General features: G+C 54.5%; 23 protein-coding genes and 1 other RNA gene. 9 read left to right on the top strand and 15 right to left on the bottom strand.

Translation table 11 applies throughout. The features are described from left to right. The 3 genes from H575_RS08795 to H575_RS09025 form a co-directional block, all read left to right on the top strand. Window positions 1-347, top strand: a 347-nt coding sequence (locus tag H575_RS08795) for a hypothetical protein (RefSeq protein WP_081406734.1), incomplete at its 5' end; no start/stop codon positions are given. Then, complete coding sequence (locus tag H575_RS08790; RefSeq protein WP_042700960.1) at window positions 344-577, top strand: hypothetical protein; 234 nt, start codon at window positions 344-346, stop codon at window positions 575-577. The genes H575_RS08795 and H575_RS08790, both read left to right, overlap by 4 nt. A 1,387-nt stretch (window positions 578-1,964) precedes the next feature. After that, window positions 1,965-2,456 (top strand): hypothetical protein, encoded by a 492-nt coding sequence (locus H575_RS09025; protein ID WP_052320063.1) that lies wholly within the window; start codon window positions 1,965-1,967, stop codon window positions 2,454-2,456. A 633-nt stretch (window positions 2,457-3,089) separates the two neighbouring features. On the opposite strand, the gene H575_RS08785 is transcribed toward H575_RS09025, so the two are convergent. Then, window positions 3,090-4,124 carry an MBL fold metallo-hydrolase gene (locus H575_RS08785; RefSeq protein WP_052320062.1) on the bottom strand — a complete coding sequence of 345 codons (1,035 nt, stop codon included), beginning with the start codon at window positions 4,122-4,124 and terminating at the stop codon, window positions 3,090-3,092. A gap of 35 nt (window positions 4,125-4,159) precedes the next feature. After that, window positions 4,160-4,846, bottom strand: coding sequence for an HAD family hydrolase (locus tag H575_RS08780; RefSeq protein WP_052320061.1), 687 nt, complete (start codon window positions 4,844-4,846; stop codon window positions 4,160-4,162). Window positions 4,847-4,932: 86 nt separating this feature from the next. Between H575_RS08780 and H575_RS08775 the strand changes: the two genes are divergently transcribed. Beyond that, complete coding sequence (locus H575_RS08775) at window positions 4,933-5,328, top strand: hypothetical protein (protein ID WP_042700957.1); 396 nt, start codon at window positions 4,933-4,935, stop codon at window positions 5,326-5,328. A 5-nt stretch (window positions 5,329-5,333) separates the two neighbouring features. On the opposite strand, the gene H575_RS08770 is transcribed toward H575_RS08775, so the two are convergent. The 3 genes from H575_RS08770 to rnpB all read right to left on the bottom strand — a co-directional run bounded on the left by H575_RS08770 (window position 5,334) and on the right by rnpB (window position 6,446). Then, a complete protein-coding gene (locus H575_RS08770) occupies window positions 5,334-5,591 on the bottom strand; it encodes a hypothetical protein (RefSeq protein WP_052320060.1) in 258 nt (85 codons plus the stop codon). Further along, a complete protein-coding gene (locus tag H575_RS08765; protein ID WP_042700953.1) occupies window positions 5,578-6,063 on the bottom strand; it encodes a YkgJ family cysteine cluster protein in 486 nt (161 codons plus the stop codon). The genes H575_RS08770 and H575_RS08765 overlap by 14 nt, the downstream gene beginning before the upstream one ends. A gap of 72 nt (window positions 6,064-6,135) precedes the next feature. Further along, window positions 6,136-6,446: RNase P RNA component (rnpB, locus tag H575_RS09030), an RNA gene on the bottom strand. 169 nt (window positions 6,447-6,615) lie between these two features. On the opposite strand from rnpB, the gene H575_RS08760 reads away from it, so the two are divergent. Both H575_RS08760 and H575_RS08755 read left to right on the top strand, forming a co-directional pair. Then, window positions 6,616-7,653 (top strand): pirin family protein, encoded by a 1,038-nt coding sequence (locus H575_RS08760; RefSeq protein ID WP_042700950.1) that lies wholly within the window; start codon window positions 6,616-6,618, stop codon window positions 7,651-7,653. Window positions 7,654-7,823: 170 nt separating this feature from the next. Next, complete coding sequence (locus H575_RS08755) at window positions 7,824-8,390, top strand: TATA-box-binding protein (RefSeq protein ID WP_042700947.1); 567 nt, start codon at window positions 7,824-7,826, stop codon at window positions 8,388-8,390. Window positions 8,391-8,415: 25 nt separating this feature from the next. Here the strand turns inward: H575_RS08755 and cas1 are convergent, their stop codons facing one another. After that, window positions 8,416-9,348 (bottom strand): CRISPR-associated endonuclease Cas1, encoded by a 933-nt coding sequence (cas1, locus tag H575_RS08750; RefSeq protein ID WP_052320059.1) that lies wholly within the window; start codon window positions 9,346-9,348, stop codon window positions 8,416-8,418. Further along, window positions 9,345-9,953, bottom strand: a complete 609-nt coding sequence (locus H575_RS08745; protein ID WP_042700944.1) for a hypothetical protein — start codon at window positions 9,951-9,953, stop codon at window positions 9,345-9,347. Before H575_RS08745 ends, cas1 begins: the two co-directional genes overlap by 4 nt. Window positions 9,954-9,999: 46 nt before the next feature. Here H575_RS08745 and H575_RS08740 point away from each other — a divergent pair, with 46 nt between their 5' ends. Beyond that, window positions 10,000-10,398, top strand: a complete 399-nt coding sequence (locus H575_RS08740) for a UPF0146 family protein (protein ID WP_042700942.1) — start codon at window positions 10,000-10,002, stop codon at window positions 10,396-10,398. On the opposite strand, the gene thiL is transcribed toward H575_RS08740, so the two are convergent. From thiL to H575_RS08710, 6 genes are all read right to left on the bottom strand, one after another. Beyond that, window positions 10,386-11,246 carry a thiamine-phosphate kinase gene (gene thiL / locus H575_RS08735; RefSeq protein ID WP_042700940.1) on the bottom strand — a complete coding sequence of 287 codons (861 nt, stop codon included), beginning with the start codon at window positions 11,244-11,246 and terminating at the stop codon, window positions 10,386-10,388. The genes H575_RS08740 and thiL overlap by 13 nt on opposite strands. Next, window positions 11,246-13,558 (bottom strand): DUF460 domain-containing protein, encoded by a 2,313-nt coding sequence (locus H575_RS08730; RefSeq protein WP_052320058.1) that lies wholly within the window; start codon window positions 13,556-13,558, stop codon window positions 11,246-11,248. Before H575_RS08730 ends, thiL begins: the two co-directional genes overlap by 1 nt. Next, entirely contained in the window at window positions 13,555-14,415 is an 861-nt protein-coding gene (locus H575_RS08725) for an RIO1 family regulatory kinase/ATPase domain-containing protein (RefSeq protein ID WP_042700938.1), read from the bottom strand. The genes H575_RS08730 and H575_RS08725 overlap by 4 nt, the downstream gene beginning before the upstream one ends. Before the next feature lie 103 nt (window positions 14,416-14,518). After that, window positions 14,519-17,230, bottom strand: a complete 2,712-nt coding sequence (locus tag H575_RS08720) for a DEAD/DEAH box helicase (RefSeq protein WP_042700935.1) — start codon at window positions 17,228-17,230, stop codon at window positions 14,519-14,521. Next, complete coding sequence (locus H575_RS08715) at window positions 17,227-17,982, bottom strand: metallophosphoesterase (protein WP_042700932.1); 756 nt, start codon at window positions 17,980-17,982, stop codon at window positions 17,227-17,229. Before H575_RS08715 ends, H575_RS08720 begins: the two co-directional genes overlap by 4 nt. Window positions 17,983-17,984: 2 nt before the next feature. Beyond that, entirely contained in the window at window positions 17,985-18,683 is a 699-nt protein-coding gene (locus H575_RS08710; RefSeq protein ID WP_042700929.1) for a hypothetical protein, read from the bottom strand. Between the two features lie 119 nt (window positions 18,684-18,802). Between H575_RS08710 and H575_RS08705 the strand changes: the two genes are divergently transcribed. Then, complete coding sequence (locus tag H575_RS08705) at window positions 18,803-19,480, top strand: metallophosphoesterase family protein (RefSeq protein ID WP_042700926.1); 678 nt, start codon at window positions 18,803-18,805, stop codon at window positions 19,478-19,480. On the opposite strand, the gene H575_RS08700 is transcribed toward H575_RS08705, so the two are convergent. Beyond that, window positions 19,467-20,024, bottom strand: coding sequence for a uracil-DNA glycosylase family protein (locus H575_RS08700; RefSeq protein WP_052320057.1), 558 nt, complete (start codon window positions 20,022-20,024; stop codon window positions 19,467-19,469). The two genes, H575_RS08705 and H575_RS08700, sit on opposite strands and share 14 nt — an antisense overlap. Window positions 20,025-20,043: 19 nt before the next feature. Beyond that, window positions 20,044-20,601: a class IV adenylate cyclase gene (gene cyaB, locus H575_RS08695; protein ID WP_042700967.1), complete on the bottom strand. Its 558-nt coding sequence runs from the start codon at window positions 20,599-20,601 to the stop codon at window positions 20,044-20,046. Between the two features lie 91 nt (window positions 20,602-20,692). Between cyaB and H575_RS08690 the strand changes: the two genes are divergently transcribed. Next, the gene (locus tag H575_RS08690) at window positions 20,693-21,076 is read left to right on the top strand and encodes a hypothetical protein (protein WP_042700922.1); all 384 of its coding nucleotides are present in this window, start codon (window positions 20,693-20,695) and stop codon (window positions 21,074-21,076) included. Window positions 21,077-21,497 lie beyond the last annotated feature (421 nt).

The raw sequence follows: 21,497 nt of genomic DNA, 5'->3' as shown, positions 1-21,497 counted from the left end.
TGGAGACGGTCGATGAGATCAGAGCCGGCGGGCTTGAGTCTGCGGAGTTTGTTCTCCGGCGGGAGGAGAAGAGGAACAAGTCCGTGAATGTGCCGCTGCTTCGTGAGGAGCTGCCTGAGCTGTTTGCGGAGCTGGCGTTTGTTTCCGCGGCGAATGCGTCGAAGCTTCTGTCGAAGAAGTTCATCTATGATGCGACGAAGAAGCTGATCAAGGACCGGATCACGAAGTATGAGGAGGTGAATGTGAAGGATCTTGAGGCACGCCTCCCGGAACCGGAGTATTCGCGGTATGTTACGGATAAGCCGATCTCGGAGAGGTATGTGATTGAGGAGGTTCTCCTCCGATGAAACACTGGTACGATTTCCCGGAGCTTCTGGATCGAACGAAGCTGAAAGGGCTGGTGGATGAGGGGCTGAGTGTCCGGGAACTTTCGGTACGGGAGGGTTGTTCGCGGCAGTGTGTGGTGACGGCTTTGAATCGGCACGGGCTTACGGCGAAGGGGCAGAGGGGGGTGATGCCGCGGTTTATCCGGCGGGTTGGCGACGAAGTCGACGACCTCAGCCGAGCAAATCTCTGATTTGCGAGCGGGCGGGCTGCCCCGTAGGGCGGTCTTAGCGGAGGCGGGGACCTTTAGGTCCCTCAGCCGAGCAAGGCTTTGCCTTGCGACCAAACCGAAGGTTTGTGTGAGGCGGGTCGGACGCGAAGCGAGTCGGAGAGCAAGGTGCAACCATGTAAACGCGGTTGGTACTTTTCATACGTTACAGGATTTCAACATCTTTTTTTTACTCATTTAATTATTATAATAGGAAATATGTTAGATTGTTATAGTCTCAGATCATTAAACCTCATCAGTAATGAAATCCATGATAGTATTTCGTTGGCAGAAATATCCCCAATAGATAAATGAAACTCTCCTCCTCAAAAAAGAAAATGATTGTTGTTGTTAAAACTAACTTCACCTATGAAGGCAATCAAAGGACTTTATATGATAAAATATAAATCATTTTTTCATTGTCCTTAAATATTCTTTGATTACGTTCACTGAACAGTCATAATGTTCTTCATCCCAAATTTTACAGCGTTCCATCACACAGTAACCATCATAAAAAGGGCATAATGTTTTATCCTGAGTAGGTTCCATATTGTTATAATAGTTTATTCAAACATATTAATTTGATTGCGATTTACACACCATTATTCACATATCAATTCATAATTATACTTGGTGCTGTTTTCCATCATCTCGGGTTGTTCTCAATTTAATATAATAATCAGATAATTAGTATATGTGAGAGTTTAGAGTCTGCATATCTCACTAATAATTCAAATAAAATAGGTATTTGTGCGTTGTTTCCACATGAGAATAACAACCGTGAACGGACAAACTTGTGTTTGGTTTTTTCTCAAGCTTCCACACTCATACCAACTCCTTTTTCTTCAGAGATTCATAAACTCTTTCGACATCCACCCCAATCCTCCTTTTCGTGCATTTCGTGTGATGGATGGGGTGGAAGCGAAGCGTACGACCTCAGTTGAGCAAGGCTTTGCCTTGCGAGGATTGTACCACCAAAAAAATCTCGTACACGAAACCGAATTAAACAACACAAATACAGAGAAATCAAGACATTTCCCTCGCGTTATTTCCCATTTCCCCTCCAATATGGTAGTAGAGGTCGGCACACCGCCGAAGAATACCCTCCCGATATCTGGATAGGATACCATAACGATACAATAACCCAGAATAGAGGACCCCTTTCGGACGTGTGCCGGCTTCGATACAATCGCAAACCTTCGGTTTGGTCGCAAGGCAAAGCCTTGCTTGGATAAGGCCGCCCCCTACGGGTCAGCCCGCCTCAGCTGATGCCGTCAACTTTGTTGCCGGCCCGCTCGCAAATCAAAGATTTGCTCATCGTCTCGACCGCCTTTGGCGGCCTCGACGCAATAATAATAGGATAGAATACGATATGACAGCTGATTTCATTCAGACAGCAATCTCGAAGTCCGCAAAGCGGATCTTCACCGCAGAGTTTACGAACGCCGCCGCGTATGATGCGATCATCGCAGAAATTACCGGCGTGGAAAATCCCCTCGGCCTTGCCGAAGTCGAGCTCGGGAAGCAGACCTACAAGACCTATGTGGGCTACTTCGACCCGAACACCTCCGAGATGAACGGCAAGGTTCAGGTCACGGCATACACGCGGGCCGAGTATTCGGCAGCGATCACCGCCCTCACCGGCAGTGCGGATCTCAAGACCGCATTCGGGAACGGCGGCACGGCCGAGACGACCGAGATCGGTACCGAAGCAACCTGGAACGTCCGCATTTCCGCAAAGCTCGGGACCGATACCTTCCAGATCAGTTTCAACCGCGATTCGATGACCGTTTCCGGCTATGCCGATGATGCAACGGTCGCCGCGGTCGATGCCTGGGCAGACACGAAGCCGGCCCTGAACTGAGGGAGGCAGGAGATGAGAATCTCCAGCCGCCTTAGGAAGCTTATCACGATCTTCCTCGGGTTTCTCATTATGCTTTTTGGGAAACTCGTTGAGGGGTTTCTCGAATCCGGGAAATAAAAAACGGGATTGTGAGCTTTATCGCTGGGCAGAGGTGAACACACCTCTCCCGGCGAATTTTTCTATTTTTTCTAACCGCGTAACTCCTATTTCAAAAGCGATCAGAAGGCGAAACGATCTAACTATACAAATCGGATTTAGGAGGAATGGCACGACCCGTACGGTCGCGCCGGAGATAAGCATGGGGAACTTATTCAGCCCGGTCCCATTCCTTTTTGGTATGAAAAAATTGGAGGTGGATGGTGTGTGTGGTGTATGGTGCGGATCTGCCCGGGGAAGCGCATTTGTCGTATCAAACGAACACATCCCCGGGCCGCCGGAACCATAAGATCCCAACGCTTCTGTCTCGCGGCCTTTTCAGACTCGCTTACTAATAGTAAGTTGCATTAGTATAAAATGTTTTACCAAAAACTGCAGAAACCGGCGAACTCCGTAAACCGCATAAAGATATATGAACAAATGGACCATACAGGACGAGGACCGGGAGAGCGGCACAAAAAGTCAGGAAAAAAAGGATCAGGAAGAGCCTGCCGCGTAATACAGCGGCTCGCTGTACGGCGAAAGCATCCCGTTCTCATCCAAAATAGAAACCGCCCCATGGCCGCAGCAGATCAAAAGCCGCCTGCCGGTCAGTTTCAGCTCAGAATCCAGCTCCTTTGCGATCCGCATAAGCTCCCTTCGCTCGATTCTGGCCGTCTCACTGTTCACATTCACCGAACCGATCATCGAATCGGCAATAGAACTGTAATCCGCCCGTTCCTTAGTCAGCGTGGCAAAATTCAGCAGAGCATCACTCGTAAAAAGCAGCCCTTCATCCGGCTCATACAAAAAGACCTGGCCCGCGATATGGCCGCCGAGACTTGCCCACACCTCAAACCGCATATCCGCAAACGCAAACGTATCGATAACCGAAAAAAGTCCGCGTTTTCCGATCGGCTCGGTTTTACAAAAGCGCACCGTTGCCGGAACATTCATCCGCGAGTAGGTATTGATCGTCGTCGTATAGAACTTCTCCAGGATCTCCCGGCCGTTTGGCGACGCATACCCCCTTGAACCATCCTCCAAAAGAGCCTTGGTCACCGGATGCATCACAGGCAGGACCGGGAAATGTCCCGCCGCTCCGCAGTGATCCGCATCCCCGTGGGTACATACCACGAATTTCACATCGGAAAAATCCCCTGCGCCGACCGACCTGAGCATCCGCTCACAGTCGTTAAAATAACAGCCGTACCCCGTATCAAGGATCATCTTGCCCTCAGACGTCAGAAACACATTCATATTCCCGCCGCCCGGCAGCTGGATCACGAGCAGGGTCTTGTCATTTCTCAGCGGGATCTTCTGATAATGGGAATCAAAACCCGCGCCCGTCGTTTTGCCAAGATACAGCCCGATATTTTCCACCAGCTGCAGATACTCCGCGGGAGATACCCCCTCCGCCTCCCGGATCCGGACCGATTCCTCGCCTTCCGCGATATATTCGGCAAGTTCCTCTTTTGTCAGGGGTTCGATATAAGGAGCGATACGCTTTAAAAAACCTGTATCCAGCATCATGTTTTTCTACTATTGGCTATGCAGCATTACAATATTTATGGTTGCAGGAGACGAAGGATCGCCAAAGGCGTATCAGCGACGAGAACTTTCTGCGGGCAGGGAAGGGACGGATGATCGAAAAAGTTCCTGTCCCCGTACTTCGCATAAACGGCCGTCATCCCAAGAGCTTTCACCGGCTCGATGTCGCGCCGGATGGAATCCCCCACATACGCGGCTTCATGGGCGGACAGTCCCAGGAGATCCAGAGCGCACTCGAACGGAGCATGATGCGGTTTTTTGTATCCGGTCGTATCGTACCCGACGATCACATCAAAATAGGACCGCAGACCCAGATGGCTGAGACGCGACTCCGCAGCATACGAAAAGGCATCCGTAACGATCGCAAGACGGTATCCCGCCGACTTCAGGCCGGCAAGCACCTCTTCGATCCCCGGATAGAGTTCCAGACTGTTCATCTTCGCTTCGTCAAAGACGCCGACCGCCTCAAAATACTTCTCCACGGAAAAGCGGTTATGGGCCATCATATAATCCTGAAGATTGGTGTGGTCCTCGAAGTGATACTTCCACCGGAGATAATAGCCGAGAAGTTCATCCCCGGTCCCTTCCCCGACCGACGCGGCGGCGGCTACGCACCCTTTTTTCATAGCCTCCACAAAATCATAGAGCGTGTTGTCCATGTCGAATAGGACAGCTTTGAAGGGAGTGGAAAGCAGCGTCTGCATTGAATAAACATCGCACCGGGAAATACTTAGGCATATCGAATCGAGAGTCAAAAGATATATCAGACCCGGCCGACCAGATACAAAGTATGACACATGATGCATGGATCCAAAACCCTGAGGTGCTGGAAAAGATATTTCTTGCATCCAGACTGGTCTGCCGTGAAGAGATCGCGCCGGATAAAGCGGCAGTAAAACTTGCGGAAATGATCGATGATACACCCGAAGCGGTCAAAGTCTACTTCGACATGTATGCCCATATGCGTCAGGGAAGGATCTTCAAACAGTCAGGCGGGGATCCGATGATCATCTACTTCCTGCAGCGGATCGCCCAGGAGGACGGGGACCGGGCGCTTGCGTTCGCACTGAAATCCGTATACGGGTTTTCCGGATTCAAAGAGTCGGTCGGGTGTTATATGGATGATCTGAACAAGGCATGCGCCGATATCCAGCGGATCACCGGCGTGAAACCTGCCGGCGCCTGAAACCCTCACGAGAAGATATTGGAGACGTTGTGGAATCCGTCGCCCCGCTTTTCCGCACAGCCGACGGCGGTCGACCGGGGGATATCGGGCACTTTGGTGACCCGTTCGACCTGACAGAAGGCAAGAGCCGGCGATTTTTCCTGTTTTCCGCCGATGACGAAGTAGCGCGAGTGCATGCACATCCGGCATTTTTCCGGGCTGACGGTCCTTCCGTCGGTGCAGATGAGGACACCGTCTTTTACGGGGATCTCATTCACTGTCATAGAACAGAATAGAATAGCCGTGTCCTGAAAGCACGGACTCGATGTGGTCACGGGACGGATCAGGATGTTTCTGCACGTTTTCCCGCCAGATCCCCTGGAGTTCCTCGTCTTTCGTAACGATGGAAACGCGGCCTTTCACCCGGGCGGCCTCGATTCCGTTTTTGTAGATACGGGCGGCGCAGCAGTGATAATCTTTGCAGATGAAAAGCCGGTAGGGATGGATCGTGCAGACGTATTTTCCGTCAGGCTTTCTCCGCACAAAAAAACAGGCCGATGTATTTTGTTCCTGGACGGAGTGATCGTTGTCGAAGAGATCCCGGTATTCCGGCGTGATGAGGGCCTGACGCATCTCCCGGACCACTTCGTTTTTCACGATGAATCCGTACTGGGACAGCTGTTTGTCCATCCTCACGATCTCGCCGATCCCAAGACAGCAGAGCCCGCACTGAGTACACTCAAAATTCCCTCCCATGTTTAATCAGACTTTAATCGGCGCCGAAGCTATTTAGTGATACCGGAAACGGACCAAAAGAAGAAGATGCGTGAGTCGGAGTAATAAGCCTCCTCCTGTTTTTACGGCATTCGGCTAAGCGTTGTACCCGGATCATTGGGTCAGGCACCCGTAGCGACCCTGTTCCAACTTGCACCCACAGAGATTCGCCGTTCCATCGATCCCTCAGCCTCGACGCTCAACAGATTATTTTGCTGCTTCATTGCTCAGAAGAGGACGTGTCGTTTCTGTTCCAGAGCTGTGACTCTCGCCACCCGGACTTGCGTCCGGCTGTGTACCTGAGCGGTGGGAGGACTTTCCTCAGCGGTCTCGAATTGACCACCGTCAGCCGTGTGCTCCCTCTCACGCGGATACATATTGGACATGAGGAATTATGAATGGATCGGGTAAAGGGGATGGCCGGATGAAAAAAACGCGCCGTATTTCTAAGATCCGCGACCGAAGATGCCGCCGGGATTCTGCCGCCTCACGCACATATATAATGGATAGGGGAGTTGTATTCACATACGGGATATGAGAGAGAAAGAAGATTTCAGAATTGAGAAACTCGGCTTTCCGTTCGAAACAGAAAACCCGTTCCTCTTCTGCGCACACCACAAAGACCAGTATCCGAAAGGAGAACGGGATCTCGGACCGGCGGTCTCATTGTCCGGCAGAAATCTTGGCGATGACTTCGTCATCAAAAACGGATTTCGGATGTATCACGGCCAGCGGGTCCCGGGATTTCCCAAACATCCCCACAGAGGATTTGAAACGGTCACCATACCTCTTCAGGGATATGTCGATCATGCCGATTCACTGGGAGCTGCCGGGAGATATTGTAATGGTGATGTCCAGTGGATGACCGCCGGAAGCGGCTGTCAGCACGCGGAGATGTTTCCCCTCGTTCATCAGGACCGGGAAAACCCGCTCGAGTTGTTCCAGATATGGCTCAACCTGCCGGCAAAGGATAAGTTCGCCAGGCCGCATTACAGAATGCTTTGGGCCGAGGATATCCCGGAAGCGGGCGTTACAGACAGAAACGGAAGGAAAAGCACGATCAGGATCATCGCCGGCGTTTGGGACGGGAAAACATCTCCCGCCCCAACGCCCGCTTCCTGGGCAAATGACCCGGAGAATCATGTCAGGATCCTGCTCATAAAAATGGATCCGGGAGCTGAGCTGACCGTTCCAGCGGTCACGCCGACCATCTCCCGAAACCTGTACTTCATCAGCGGGGACAAGATGACAATAGCCGGCAGAGAGATCCGACCCTATACCCGTGCGTCCCCGGCCGGTGACCGGGATGTTTTGATCCGGGCCGGGGATCTTCCCTGTCTCCTTCTGGTTCTGGAGGGCGAGCCGATCAATGAACCGATCGCAAAATACGGACCCTTCGTCATGAACACCGCCGAAGAGATCAAAGATGCCTACCGTGACTACCGGCAGACCGCGTTTGGCGGATGGCCGTGGGATGTTCCCGATCCGGTCCATGATATAGGGGAAAACCGGTTCGCCCGGTATGTCGACGGACATACCGAAGAGCGCCGCTCCTTTCATGGATCCGGATAAAAGCAAATGCCAGGAATTCCTGAGAATAATCCTGATCCTAAAACCTTTTTTCTAGCGAACATATCATCAGCTGCGGATCGTTTTTATAAAAACCCCTGCGCATTTTTTCACGAAACTTCCCGCATCACTAACGCGAAGTATTATGCTTCTGCATGCACCATTTATTAAAGATGGATGGGAAAACATACTCCTCTCTGAAGATTGAAAATATCGTCGCTTCCGGCGTGATCGCCGAGGAGATTGATCTTGCAGAGATATCTGAAAAAATCGACGGGTGTGAACTCAATACAAAACGTTTCCCCGGTGCAGTGTATCGTATCGACAATCCGAAAATGGCGTCGCTCATCTTTTCCTCGGGAAAAGTTGTGCTTACCGGGATCAGAAATGAAGCCGCACTCGATGAAGGGCTCGCAAAGGTCCTGGCCTCTCTGAAAGAAGCCGGCGTAAAGGTCCTGGATGTCCCAAGGGTCGCCGTGACCAACATAGTCTGTTCCTACGACATCGGACGGTTCATCAACTTAAACCGTGTCGTCGCGACCCTTTCTCTCGAAGCGATCGAGTATGAACCTGAGCAGTTCCCGGGGCTTGTTTACCGGATCAAAGATCCAAAGATCGTCGCACTGCTCTTTTCTTCGGGAAAGATCATCCTGACCGGCGGGAAAAACCTCGATGATGTCAGAAAAGGTCTGGACTTCCTTGAAGAGAGCCTCAAGGATGTCTTAACTGAACAGAAATAACTCTAATACTTTTTTTTCGGCCGTCTTAGTAATGGAACAGGATCTCGCGGCCGTCTTTCACTGACTCGGCATACCGGCTGACGTTTTCTTCGATCAGTGCGCTGTCGATCGAACCATGCAGCCGTTTCATGAACTCCTCTTTGAGTTCATCGGAAAGAAGACACCGGTTCGTCAGTTCATACGCCCCGTTGAGTCTGCCTTCCATCGCCATCCGGATGATGACCCGGTCGACCATCGAAACGGTCGCCGGTTCCATCAGATCCAGAACACATCCGCTGCGGCCGCCTGCCGCCGGAACGATCTGACCGTAAAGCGCTCCGCGGGAAAGGTCAAGGCCTGCTCCGGTGCAGGCGAGAGCGAAGTTCGCATACAGGACCGCATAGCCGTGGGACATCATCACGTTCACCGGATCGGTAAACGGCGGCGTGCTTCTCCGGCGGTAGCCAAGTTCCTTGGGGATCATGCGGCCGATGATCTCATAATACATCGTTTTCGTCAGGGAAAAGGCGCGGCCGATCTCAGGCAGCGTGATCAGGAACTCAAGCTCCTCGCGTGCGGCCTGCAGGATGTCGAACTCGCCTTTAAAGTAGAGACCTTCAGGATCCGACTCCGCAAGTTCGTTGATGTATCTGAGGCGTTCGTCCAGGGATGAACGGATCGATGCCATCGCAAATTTATGGACCGGGATCTCGCGCTGCGCTGCCGCGAGTGAAGGAGCCCCTCTGCCGTAGAGACCGCCGACCGGCTTTCCGTGCGCCGTGAAAAACGAGACCGCGACCCCCCGTTCCGCGAGCCTTTCCAGGACGGAGGTGTGCAGTGTATGGCCGCCGGCGATCAGGAGATGCCGCATATCATCCAGAGCATAGCGTGTCAGACCGTCTTTGCGCCGTATAAGCAGCGAGTCGCGGGTCGCTTTTATCTCGGAGCCGTACCCCCATACCGTCACCCAGGGGATCATGAAAAGAGTTCATCCTCCGGGGTATCCCCGTTGAGCCGGACACGGCAGTTTCCGCAGAAGTATTTTCGTTTCCGGTCCAGTTCGTCCAGATTGCGCGGACAATACATGATGCAGCCCGGATTATCGCAGTGATCCAGGCCGAACAGATGACCGATCTCATGCGCACTTTCCTTGACCAGCCGGTCGATCAGTGCGGAGTCGTCGGCATATTTGCCGTAAAACTCATTCTGGAGGCGGTGCGGGGAGACGATCCCTACCCCGAGCTTCGGGTAGGCAAGGCCGAAGACAAAGTCCGCCAGCGGTTCAAAGAGGTCACCCGGCGTCACCAGAAGGATCTTTTCGTGGAGATGATTGAATTTGTTATAAAAGTCCAGATCCATATCAGCGGGTTTGAAGATCTGCGGCATTCTCCGCCGAAACATATCCAGTTTCAGCAGGATCTTGACGGCATCATACTGATTCCGTACCGGATCGAAGCCTTCGAGCGGAAATATGCCGTCATCTATCCGTGAGACCGGCATCTCAAGGACCGCGGAGAGCTCCTCGGAGACCGGACGCGAAAGACCCACAGGAACACGGCTGTCCCAGAAAAGATGTATCCCCATTTGTATAGGTATTTCTCTGTACAAAGCGATAAAGGTACCTCATTCTATGAGAAACAGTATCGAGACCGCGGTCGGACGCTACATCGCGGCGAATTACCGCTCAGCCGTTGAGGTGGGGTTCGGCGGAAAAACCGTCGCAGCGGAGATCGTGAAGGCTGCCGGCGTGCCGATCCTGTGTACGGATGTCCACGCATATCCCGGCTGCCCGGTCCCTGCGGTCGTCGATGACTGTGTCGAGCCGACGTTGTCACTCTATTCCGCAGACGTTATCTACGCGATCCGCCCGGGAACGGAGATCGTCCCAGCGCTGATCGAGCTTGCTTCCTGCGTGAACGCCGATCTGATCGTGTATCATCTGGGTTTTGAGCTGTATGAAAACGGCGGGGAGCGAATCGATGTAAAAGGCGTTATGCTCCACCGGTATGTGCGTTCTCACCAGGAATGAGCATATCCCCGCTTTTCGACAGGATCCCCGTCGCACCACACCCCTTTTTCTGAGACAACCGTTCCGATGACGGTATAATCCGTATCAAGAGCCGATAAACACGCCGGCGGTATACAGAACAAAAGACCGAAGTCCCCGCCGCCGTATAAATAATACTCGCGTGCGGAGCCGGAACAGACATCCGGAAGGTTGAAATTCTTGGAATCGAGGACGAATCCAACGCCGGACGCCTGCGCCATATCGTAAAGCGAGATCGCCAGACCGTCTGAGATGTCCATCATCGAGGAAGCTTTGGCGCGTGCGATCTTCTGCCCGGCTTTTACCTGCGGGACCGGGGTGAGCAGATTTTTCCGGTACCGTTCGTCCCCTTCGAGCGCCGCCATGGCAAGACCCGGTGTCCCGGTGATGCAGACCAGATCGCCGGGCGATGCGCCGGTCCTTCTGCAGCAGCAGGATCTTTCCACGATCCCAAACCCGGTGGTGACAACGGTCAACTCGGTATGACTGTCGATATCCCCGCCGGCGACCTTTGCCCCGACACTTTCTGCGCAGGCGACGGCGCCTTCCATGAAAGGAACGAGACGGGCGGGGTCGTCCAGTCCGACCGCGACCAGGAGCTGGATAGGCTGCGCCCCGCAGCTCGCGATATCCGAAAGCGTGACGGCGGCGCTCATCCATCCTTTTTCAAACTCGGTCATGCCTTTTGGGAAGTCGGTCGTCTCATGCAGCATGTCGGTGCTGGATACAAGGATCCTGCCGTCTGAAAGGTCGAAACCGGCGCAGTCGTCCGCGGTCTCGTCTTCACCGATCAGATGACGGATGGAATCAAGAAGAGAACGGTCATCCATTACTTTTTCAGCTCCTTTTTACGCTCTTCGCGGTACTCGGAGAGCACCCCGAACAGTATTTTTTCCGCTGAGCCGGCTTTAGGCCCGGGCGGAGCGGATCGTTTCACCGGCTTTTCCTTTTTCGGAGCAGGTTTTGCTGCGGGTTTGGGCGCCGAAGGGACCGGGCGGACCGGACCCGGTTTTGGCACAGATCTTTCCGCGGGCCGGGAGACGGGTTTTTCTATCGTGGCAGGCTTTTCTGCCGGCGGGAGAGGTTTTGGTCTGAACACGGCAGACGGTTTTTCAGGAACAGGAGGAGCAGGGCGGACCTCGGGTTTTGGCCGCTCGACTTCGAATACGAGAGACGGATCGATCCCTTTTTCCCGCACATCCTTCACCCGTTCCACCTGATACTCCTCCACCATCCCGCGGATCTCGCCGATCTTCTTCTCGTTTTTGTAAACTTCCTGGGTCGTTTTCCAATCGGCAAGAGCAGACTCGAACGCCGCAGTGTCCACCACGCCGATCTTTCCCTTCACCCGGGGCGAGAGGTTCGCTCCGTCCAGGATAGGAATGTCCGCCTCGCGGAACTCCTCGATCAGATGCTGGCTTTGCGCCCGCTGATAGGTGAGCCGCGGCAGGATCACCGCCCCGATCTTTGCCTCCGCAAGATCGCGGATGACCGATCGCCCCCATCCGTCGATCGTGAGAACATACAGGATGTCCTCTTCGCCGACCCCCATCTCATCGTCGAGACTTTTCACATGATCTTTTGCAAGAAGCTGGAGCACTTTGAGGGCAGTGCAGCCGTCTCCGGCCTGCAGGGAGATGAAATGCTTCATCCGTTCCAGACGGACCCGAAGCGTTCTGCTTCGCCGTTCCTCTTTCCTGAGCGCTTTTTTGACCTGGACGAGCTCTTCTTCCCGGGAGGAGACCTCCGCAGAGGAGAGGATCTTCGTCTCCCGCTCGTCCCGTTCCAGAACCAGCCGTTTTTGCAGAGCTGCGATCGCCTTGTCTTTCACCTCGACCTCTTCAGAAAGACTGCCGACGAGTTTTCTGAGTTTGGCGACCGATTCTTCGAGCTTTTGGATGCGCTCATCCTTTTCATCAGGGACGGGCTCTTCTTCGATGATCACCGGTTCGTCGGGCAGGTCTTTTGGATGCTTCAGCGTTTCGAGGATCTGCTCAAGAGAGAGGCCGCGAATGATCCCGGCGCGGACCAGATCGATATCGGTTCCCGGCGGCACGCGTTTTTGAACCGATTCGAACTTGTTCGCATAGCTGCGGTATGCAGAGACCGCCGCCGAGAGGGCGTCGCGTTCATGATCGTTGGAAAAGTCATACCCTTCGGCGAGATCATATTTTTCTTTGATCAGGACATCCTTTCCAGGAGTCCAGGCGGCAGCGGAAAACGCCCGCCTGACCTTTTCGACTGCAAACGGCATCTCGGCTTTGTCGGTCGCAATGAGAACGGGGCGTCCGACGGAGATGATCGCGGATATGATCTCGGCCTGACCGAGCGCACGCGAACTGGAAAGACTGACCAGATCACCTTCAAGATCGAGCGCGGCGATCCCGACGGTCGTTCCGGGGTCGATCCCGACGATCAGGTACGGCGGTTTTGCCGTGAGAGGGACGAACTCAGGGAGATCCCTGCGGGTTCCGGCGACATGGATCTTCACGCCGCCGGATCGTCCGGAGGTGACCGGGACCTCATGACGGGGAGCGGAGACGGTGAACCGGGCGCCCCGGTCCCCTTTGGACGACCGGGAGAGGGAGGAGACGAACATGAGTCCTTTGGCCAGAAGGTCGGCCTCGATCTTTCGGGAGACGGACATGACCGGACCAAGCATGCGCCTGGCACGCCGGTTCCTGTGGATCCGGATCAGAGCACGGGCCGGCGAAACGGTGACGGAGGTCTCCCCCGCCCAGACCCTGACCTCCTCGCCGCCGCCGAAGGATGCTATCAGCGCGGAGGTCTTGGCAGCCTCCATGCGGTTGCTTTTGTCGAATCTGAGGTTGTATTTTGCAGCTGCCTGGGATAGCGAAACGGCCGGACCATTGCCGATGATCCTGACAAGTCTGGTCTCATAGGGAAGTGCGTCGGTTATCTGAAAAAGAGCGGTGTTGTCGGGGGCAACATCCTGAAGTGAGCCGGCGGCGACGAGGGCCGGGCGTTCCGTTTCGATGAGATGCAGGAGCCGGGAAAAGGTCAGGTCCCGCTCTTCGGACTCGATCCGGGAGTCGGTCACGCGGACGAGACCGTATACGGCGTCGGAGACGGGGCCGGCGGATCGTCTGATCATGTCGATACCGAATACAAGCTGGGTCATGGGGTCGTTACGAAACGTACCGCCTCTTCTAAATCATAGGTCGTCTGGTATTTCTTTGCGAAGTAGGTGATGACGGTCTCGAGGTCGTGGCGGAGGGTCGCGTCGGCGTTCTGATGGGTCGGGGGGATCCACTGGGGCCAGTCGATGAGCCAGACGAGCTGGCCGTCGGTCATGATGTTGTACTCGGAGAGGTCTCCGTGGATGAATCCGGCGGAGTAGGCTTTTTTGACTTCGGTCAGGATGTCGGCATAGATGGTGTCAGGGTCTTCCAGAACGCAGCGGAGGAGGTTGGCGCCGGGGATCTGCGACATGACGATGACATGCCGGTTGATGTCGATCGGGACGGGGACGCTGACTTTGCCGTTTAAGGCTTTGAGCGCTTCGTATTCGCGTTCGGCGGATCGTGCGGAGGCGAATATCCAGGGACAGTGTCCTTCGCCAGGCATGTATTCCCGGTTGGTTTTGAGGGTCTGGAAGGATCGCTGGCCGACTTTATGGAGTTTGAGGATAACGACGCCGAAACCAAGCGCTTCGTAGATCTCGGATTCTTTGCCGACACCGATCATGCTGCCGAGAGCGGAGATGGTTTTTTTGCCGGCGAGGTCGGATAAAGCGAGGGCGTCGTAGCCGGCGAAAACGAGGGTGTAGCCTTTATAGGGGACGGAGTCGGAGCGGATGAGGTCCCGGTGGATGAGGTTGCCGAGACGATATTTCATTTCCGGAGGGGAGAGTTTGACGGCGGCCCGAAGATCGTCTTCAGGGACCCAGCGGTAATGTTTCATCATCCGCTCAAGGGCATGGAGGATACGTATTTCGTATTTATGGAGGGATTTTATAATGTCTGCATCTATGGGCATTGGTTATATATGTTTGGCGGTGATGGGACAAATAGATAATTGAGAGAGCAGGAAACAAAAGCCTGAAAGGGCGGCGGTTTCGGGTGGAAACCGCCCTCCCCCTTCACCCCCAGTATTTATGCGTCTGCACGAACTTGCGTTCCGCTTTCAGGATCTCCCGGTAAAAGTTATCGCCGGTCGCAAACGTGTTCAGGATCCGGGCCGCCGCCTCCGGACCCACGCCGCGGCCGGCCAGTGCTAAAACGGCCTTTTTCCCGCTCGAAAGGACCATGTTCGCGTTCCGCATCATCCTGGTCTCCGCCTCCCGCTCCTCCGTCGAGAGGGTCTTCTTTTTCAGGGCCGCAAACGCCGGCTCCTCGTAAGGCTTCAGCGCCGCGATCAGACGGGCGCCGCAGACCGGACACTCCGGCTGATCCGGGACCCTCGCGACCTTCGTCTTCGACTTCCATTTCCTGCAGTGCATACAGGCAAGGATCACATCCTGTTCGTCGAGTCTGTGCTTCACACTCTCGATTATCGCCTGATCCTCGCCAGGCGGCACGACCACATCCCGGCCCGTGAAGAGTCCCTCCGCTCCGATGATCGACAGCCGGCTCGTCTTCGTCTCCATCTCATGGTTTTTCAGCATCGCGACAACGGTCTTCGCGGACGCCACATCCATGCTCGAGAAGAACAGTTCGCGGAACGCTTCTTTCTCGATCACTGTTCCGTCGAACAGATCGAGAAGACGGTTCATACTGATCTTTTCATAATCCGCGTCCGCGTCGATCGCTCCGAACTTTTTTGCGATCTGCACGAGTTTCCATTTGTACAGAGCCGTTTTTTTCAGCGCAAGGATCAAAATCGCTTCCAGATGTTCCGGTTCGAGAGAGAGGAGGACCTCCTCCACGTCCGGGGCCCGCAGAAACTGCGGGAGCCGGAGAAGGATCCGGTAGGCATTCGTCTCGATCCCGACCGACGTCCCGTATCTTGCAGAAAGCAGGATCGAGAGGACCCGCCCGATCGTCTCGTTCACCTTGTGCCCTCCGCACAGATTCACCACGACCCCCTCGTCCGAATCTTCCAGAACGATCAGCTTGTCCGTCGCCGTTATAGACCGGTTCTTTTTCATCTCGGAAAGGACCTTTTTTGCAAAGCGGACGGACTTCTCATCCGCACGGTACTCATCGAAGTTCTGCAGACGGCGCAGTCTCCCGACCTCGGTCGCGACCGTAAAAGGCACCGGGATCTGCTCGCCCTCCCAGGACGGGAGTTCTCCTTTCACGTTCTTCGCCGGCTCGACCATGATCCGATCCTCATCGATGTCGAGGACCCGCCATATCCGTCCCCGGGCAACGAACACGGCGCCCGACGAGATCCAGCTGATCACAAACGACTCGTCCAGGGTCCCGACCGGTTTTCTCGAGACCACATCGAAGATCATGCTCTTCTTCTCATCCGCGATCATCGAAAGATTCAGCGAGAGATACTTGCGTGCCCGGGACTTCGTGATCACCATGCCGTTTTCGGTCCGGATCAGGTAATGTTTCTCCATGCCGGCGATCACTTCCCGGATCAGGGGTCCGGCATTTTCAAAGCAGAAGCTCCGGGAAAAGATCTGCTCGATCTTTTCGATAGCGATCTCGCCGCGTTCCACTGCGAGAGCTGCTATCTGATTCGCGATCACGTCCGCCGCATTGATGTGCGGGCGGATGTTCTCCGGCTGATTGCTCATCGCCTTGCTGACGATCACCATCGACTCTAAGATATCGTCGAACCCGGTCGCAAGGATCATGCCTTTCGAGGTGGCATGGATCTGATGACCGGCTCTGCCGGTCCTCTGCATGAGGCGGGCGACCTCACGCGGCGAGTTGAACTGGATGACATGATCGATCTGTCCGATATCGATCCCGAGCTCCATCGAGGAGGTGCAGATCATGCCCCGCGTCATTCCGGCACGGAACTTGTCCTCGGCATCGATCCTGACCTCGCGGGAAAGGGATCCGTGATGAACATCCGTGTCTCCCCGCGGAAGAAGAGCATGGCCTATCGCCTCGGCGACGCTACGGGTGTTCGTGAAAACAAGGGTCGAGGTGTGGGCGTCGATGCATTTTTCGATCAGCTTCGTCTGGTCGCCAAACGACTCGCCGGCAAACTTCACGGAAAGGTCGAGGGTTTTGGCGACAGGGACCTGCACGATCGTGCATGGACGTTTCCCGCAGAGGAACCGGCCGACGACCTCGGGGTTCCCGACGGTTGCCGAGATCCCGATCCGCTGAAACTCGCCGGCGAGTTCGGCGACCCGTTCGAGCGCAACGGAGAGCTGGGCGCCGCGTTTTCCGTCGGCAAGCTCGTGGATCTCATCGACGATGACGTAGCGGACTGCCGCAAGATGTTTGCGGAGCACTTTTCCCATCATCATCGCCTGCAGACTCTCGGGCGTCGTGATCAAAAGATCGGGCGGATGGGTCGCCTGTTTTCGCCGGTCGGTCTGAGTCGTGTCACCATGCCGGACCGAGATCTTCAGCCCGAGTTCTGCCCCCCACCACTCCAGCCGGTTCATCATGTCCCGGTTGAGGGACCGAAGCGGCGTGATGTAGAGTGCCGAAAACCCTTCGGGCAGCGGATCGGTGAGCATGTGATGGAAAACCGGCAAAAGCGCACTCTCGGTTTTTCCCGTTCCGGTCGGCGCGATCAGGATCGCGTTGATCCCGGAGATGAGTTTTGGGACCGCACGCATCTGGATCTCGGAGAACTCATCGAATCCCCGCTTTTCCAAAACGGCCCGGAGTTTCGGGTGAAGAGAATCTTTGAGTTCCTGGATCGCGGATGTCATGCTCGCTCCAGAGGATCGGGGCGGAGTTCCGCAAACGGCGCGACGTATGTTCCGTCTTTCAGGAACACCTCGGCGGTTTCAGTCAAAATAGCCTTGGCAATTGGAGAGATCCTGCCGCCCGGGATCAGCCGGATGTCCATCCCGCCGGCAAGTTCATAGAATGCCGGAACGAGCAGGACACGGGTCGGGTCGGCCGGCACCGGTCCCCAGACCGAAGGGTCGATCTCGGCAAGCAGATAACCCGGCGTTCCGCGAAGTGAACAGCCGACGGCATCGTAGATGTTCACGACCGGATGATGATGGCCGCACAAAATCAAATGGCCGAGGAGAGATGGGTCCGGGATCGTGTGGCCATGGAAATAGCCAGTTCCGTCGATCAGGGCCCCGTTCATCGGGAGGAGTTCATCCTTTTCGAGATACTGTTCAAGACCGGTGTCGTGATTTCCGGGAGCGAGCCGGAATTGGGTCTCTCTCCGGATCTTTCTCAGGACCTCGGGCATCTCGGTCCGTTCCTGGTAGGTGACATACGGGATCATATGCTTGAGATCGCCGAGCACGATCAGGTAGTCGGGATCGGCCTGTTCGATGACGGCAAGCAGCCTCGCCAGACGCGAATCGGTCGAACTCTGAAAGTGCAGACCATGCCGGTGAAGGTCGGCCTCGACGCCGAAGTGAGGGTCGGCGATCACCAGAGAACGCTCCTGCCTCCCGATGAGGACCGCGGGTCCTTCTGCATAAAATTCCGGCTGCATGATCAGGCGATTTTGATGAACTCGGTCGTCGGAGTGTAGCATTCCCCTTCTTCCATCAGCATGCCAAGACGCATCTTCGCTGACTTTTCGTCGAGACCGAGGGAACTTAAACGGGCGATGACGTCGAGTATCCGGGCTCCTTTCTTTTCGGAGAGAACGGTGATGATATCGAGGATCTTTTCGTTGGTGACCTCCTCTTTCGGCCCGGGCGGGCGCACGGAGGAGAGAGCGGCGCTGATCTTTCCGGCAACTTCTTTCCTGAGATCGGACGGCGGGGAGTTTTCGAGCCTGGGGATCGCGGACTCGGCGGTGCTTACGATCCAGGCGTCCCGGGCCTCGCGGGTCGAGGGGGTGATGGTTTCCGGAACGATCTCGAGAAACGTTCTGCCTGCGTATTTACGGAATCTGACGGTGCCAAATACGGCGACGAACGAGGGGACCTCGATCTCGTCTGCTGTTTTGAGAAGAGGGATGTTCTGCCAGCTCATGGAGCAGGAAAATACCCCGGTCGGGTCGCTGATGCGAAGCGAGGAGACCTTGCCGTCTCTCTGGATCTTTTCGGTGAGGGTGCCTATCAGAAATATTTTGGGGGAGAAGATGCCGAACGGGGTCGTAAATCCGATTTCCGCTTCCGCTGCATGCGTGAGTTCGCCGGCGAATATACAGGATGCCGGGAGAAGTCCGGTATTGGGTGTGTCCATTCCTTCTATTATTTGGTTTGAGGGAGCATTAAACCGACCGAGGAGGATATATTGCCCGAACTCATCACGGACCCATGATTTAGAAAGTTCATATCCTATGACCGGGATATATACAACTAATGACTGACATTGTGTTTATCACCGATATCCACGGGAAGTTCGACACCGTCTATGAGATCTTCAATAGAGAGAGTCCGGATTATGTACTTATCGGCGGAGATGTCACCGATCTCGGCCAGACGCTCGACGGCGTGATACCGTTCATGGAAGATATTCCAGCCCCGACGTTCGTGATTCCCGGAAACTGTGACAACCGGGACATCATCCCTGTCCTCGAAGCTTCCGATGCGATTTTGATCCACAGAAAAAGCATCGATCTTGGAAATATCACCATTTCGGGGATCGGCGGGTCCAATGCCACGCCGTTTTCCACACCGTTCGAACACACCGAAGAGGAGCTGACGGCGATCGTCAAAGAAGTCGCCGCCAAAACAGGAAAGAACCGGTGGAACATCCTCGTCACCCACGCGCCGCCGTTTGGCGCCCTGGACGAGGTCGCCCCGGATGTGCATGTCGGAGCGTTCCCGATCGCAAAGATCGTCAAAGAGTTCGACATCATCTGCTGCGGGCATATCCATGAGCAGAAAGGGATCTGTGAACTGGAACGGCGTATCTGCGTGAATCCCGGCCCGGCATACAACGGAAATTATGCGGTCATCACGCTGGATGAAGAGGAGGATGAGCCGAAGATCGTTCTCAAAAACACCCGGGACGAAGTCGAAGTCACGGAAGAATAATTTCCATCATCTTTTTTATATCCTCCGTGATCATCTGCGTCTTGGATCTTTCGATCAGAAGGTTTCCGCCGGTCATGATATAGGAGGGGATGACCCGCACGTTTCCAAAATAGAACTCGCCTGCCCGCAGTTTGTAGGTCGCGCCGGACGGGATGCAGTTTTTGCCGGCCGCTTTTTTTGCGATCATATTGAACGACTTTTTTGCAACATCGCCCATCAGCATGATCACCTGAACATTTGGAAACAACGCAAGCTCCTCTTCCAGGAGAGGCAGACTGTGTTCGATCGCGGAAAGTTCCACAGCGTATCCGGTTTTGGGAACTTTTACCGCGTTCGTGAGATAGATCCCGCGAGCAAGGAGTTCTGAGACTGAGGAGACATCGACGCCGGCCTGCCGGAACAGCGCGACCGCCGACTTTGCATAATCGGCGTCAGGTCCTGCGTAAAAATCCTGGTCCGGATCTTTGGGGACGACTTCGCTGATCATGACTGCCCGGATCGTTTCGGGGTCATTGTTTTCGAACACGGATCTTTTGTCTGCCATAAAATGGATCTTCCAATAATCAGATCTTTTTGGAATCCAGCATGATCTCCAGATAGGATCTGGTCAGCCGTTCGCCGACGATTCCGGCCATCTCTGCGGTTTTGTTGATCACGGATATCGCTTCTTCCTCTGAAAGATCAAAGGATGCTTCGATCTCCGAGAACGTGCCGACCCCGGGCAGATAATCCAGCGTGACGATCGCGTCTTTGCACTGATAGATCTCCCGGTGTTTGACGACCTCGGCGGTCAGCCGGAAACCGAGCCGCTCAAGGATCAGACAGTACTCCTCGGCAGAAGAGAGATCGACGATGAGCTCTTCTCTGGATTTGAAACCCTCTCGGCCGACTTTTTGGCCTTTGTAGGTCACGTTCGGGGGCATAGCCTTCCCGCAGGTCTGGTTGGTCAGGTACCGGATCCTGAGCGCTTCATCGGTCACGGCAAAATCACGGTGGGGAGCATTATAATACAGATCATGTTCATCCTGTTCGGCGATCAGGACCGAGCCGTTTTCCAGGAGCTTTTCCCTGATGGGGTCGAGGGAAGGGACCTTCACTTTTATTTCTATTTCCAGAGCCATTGAGATAATATTTGCATGAGGAAAAGGCATAAGCATTTGCTTATCGATGCGGCGGGAACTTATTATATGATAAAGGCAAGATATCCTTTGCATGAAAAAGCTGATAGTCTTACTCGGACTCATCGCAGTTCTCGTTGTTGCCAGCGCAGGGTGTATAAGCCCCGATGTCCCGGCAGTGAACAGCACCGGGACGGCCGACCCGATCGTCGGTATCTGGCAGAGCACGGATTCTTACACCGTTGACGGAAAAGAGGTCTACATCATCTATGAGATCAAAGACGACAACACCGGGTATGCGATGATGGCGGAGGGCGGCTCATCCGAAGCAGCGAAAGTCGATATTTTCTGGGGCAACGACAAAGGGAAGTATGTGTTTGCCTACACAACAGACACCAAAACCGTCTATCCTCACACATTATCTGCTGATAAAAAGATCCTGACCGACCAGTATGGCGGCACATATACCAGGATCTGATCTTTTTTTTAGTAGGACTTACGCGGTGTGGTTGTGAATCCAATTTGGGAAGGGTACGGCTGGGTTTGGAAACATGAGATTATTTAACCGCCAATTAGCCCAAATGAGCTTTGCCCATTTGGGCTTCGCCTACGCAGAATCGCACCCTCTCTGGAAAAGTCCACGAGCTAAAAGCTCGTGAGACGTCTCAAGAGCCTTCGGCTCTTGGACAAATGCTGAGGAAAAACCCGTTCGCAAAGCTTCGCTTTGCTCTCCGGTTCGGGCTTGCAGCCCTCGCTTGTTCGCAAATCAGAGATTTGCTCTCCGTTTCGCTTCGCTCACTTGCATGCGGGTTTTTCTTATCTTGCATGTCTTTTTTTCTGCAAAAAATAGATGAACAATCCCTTTTCTTGATCTGGGGTGCGGGGCCGCGACTCCGGCG

Origin of the sequence: Methanocorpusculum bavaricum DSM 4179 (assembly GCF_000430905.1) — an archaeon.
GTDB lineage: Archaea > Halobacteriota > Methanomicrobia > Methanomicrobiales > Methanocorpusculaceae > Methanocorpusculum > Methanocorpusculum parvum.
Note: the sequence above shows the minus strand (reverse complement) of the source record. Positions and strands in the feature narration are given on the sequence as shown.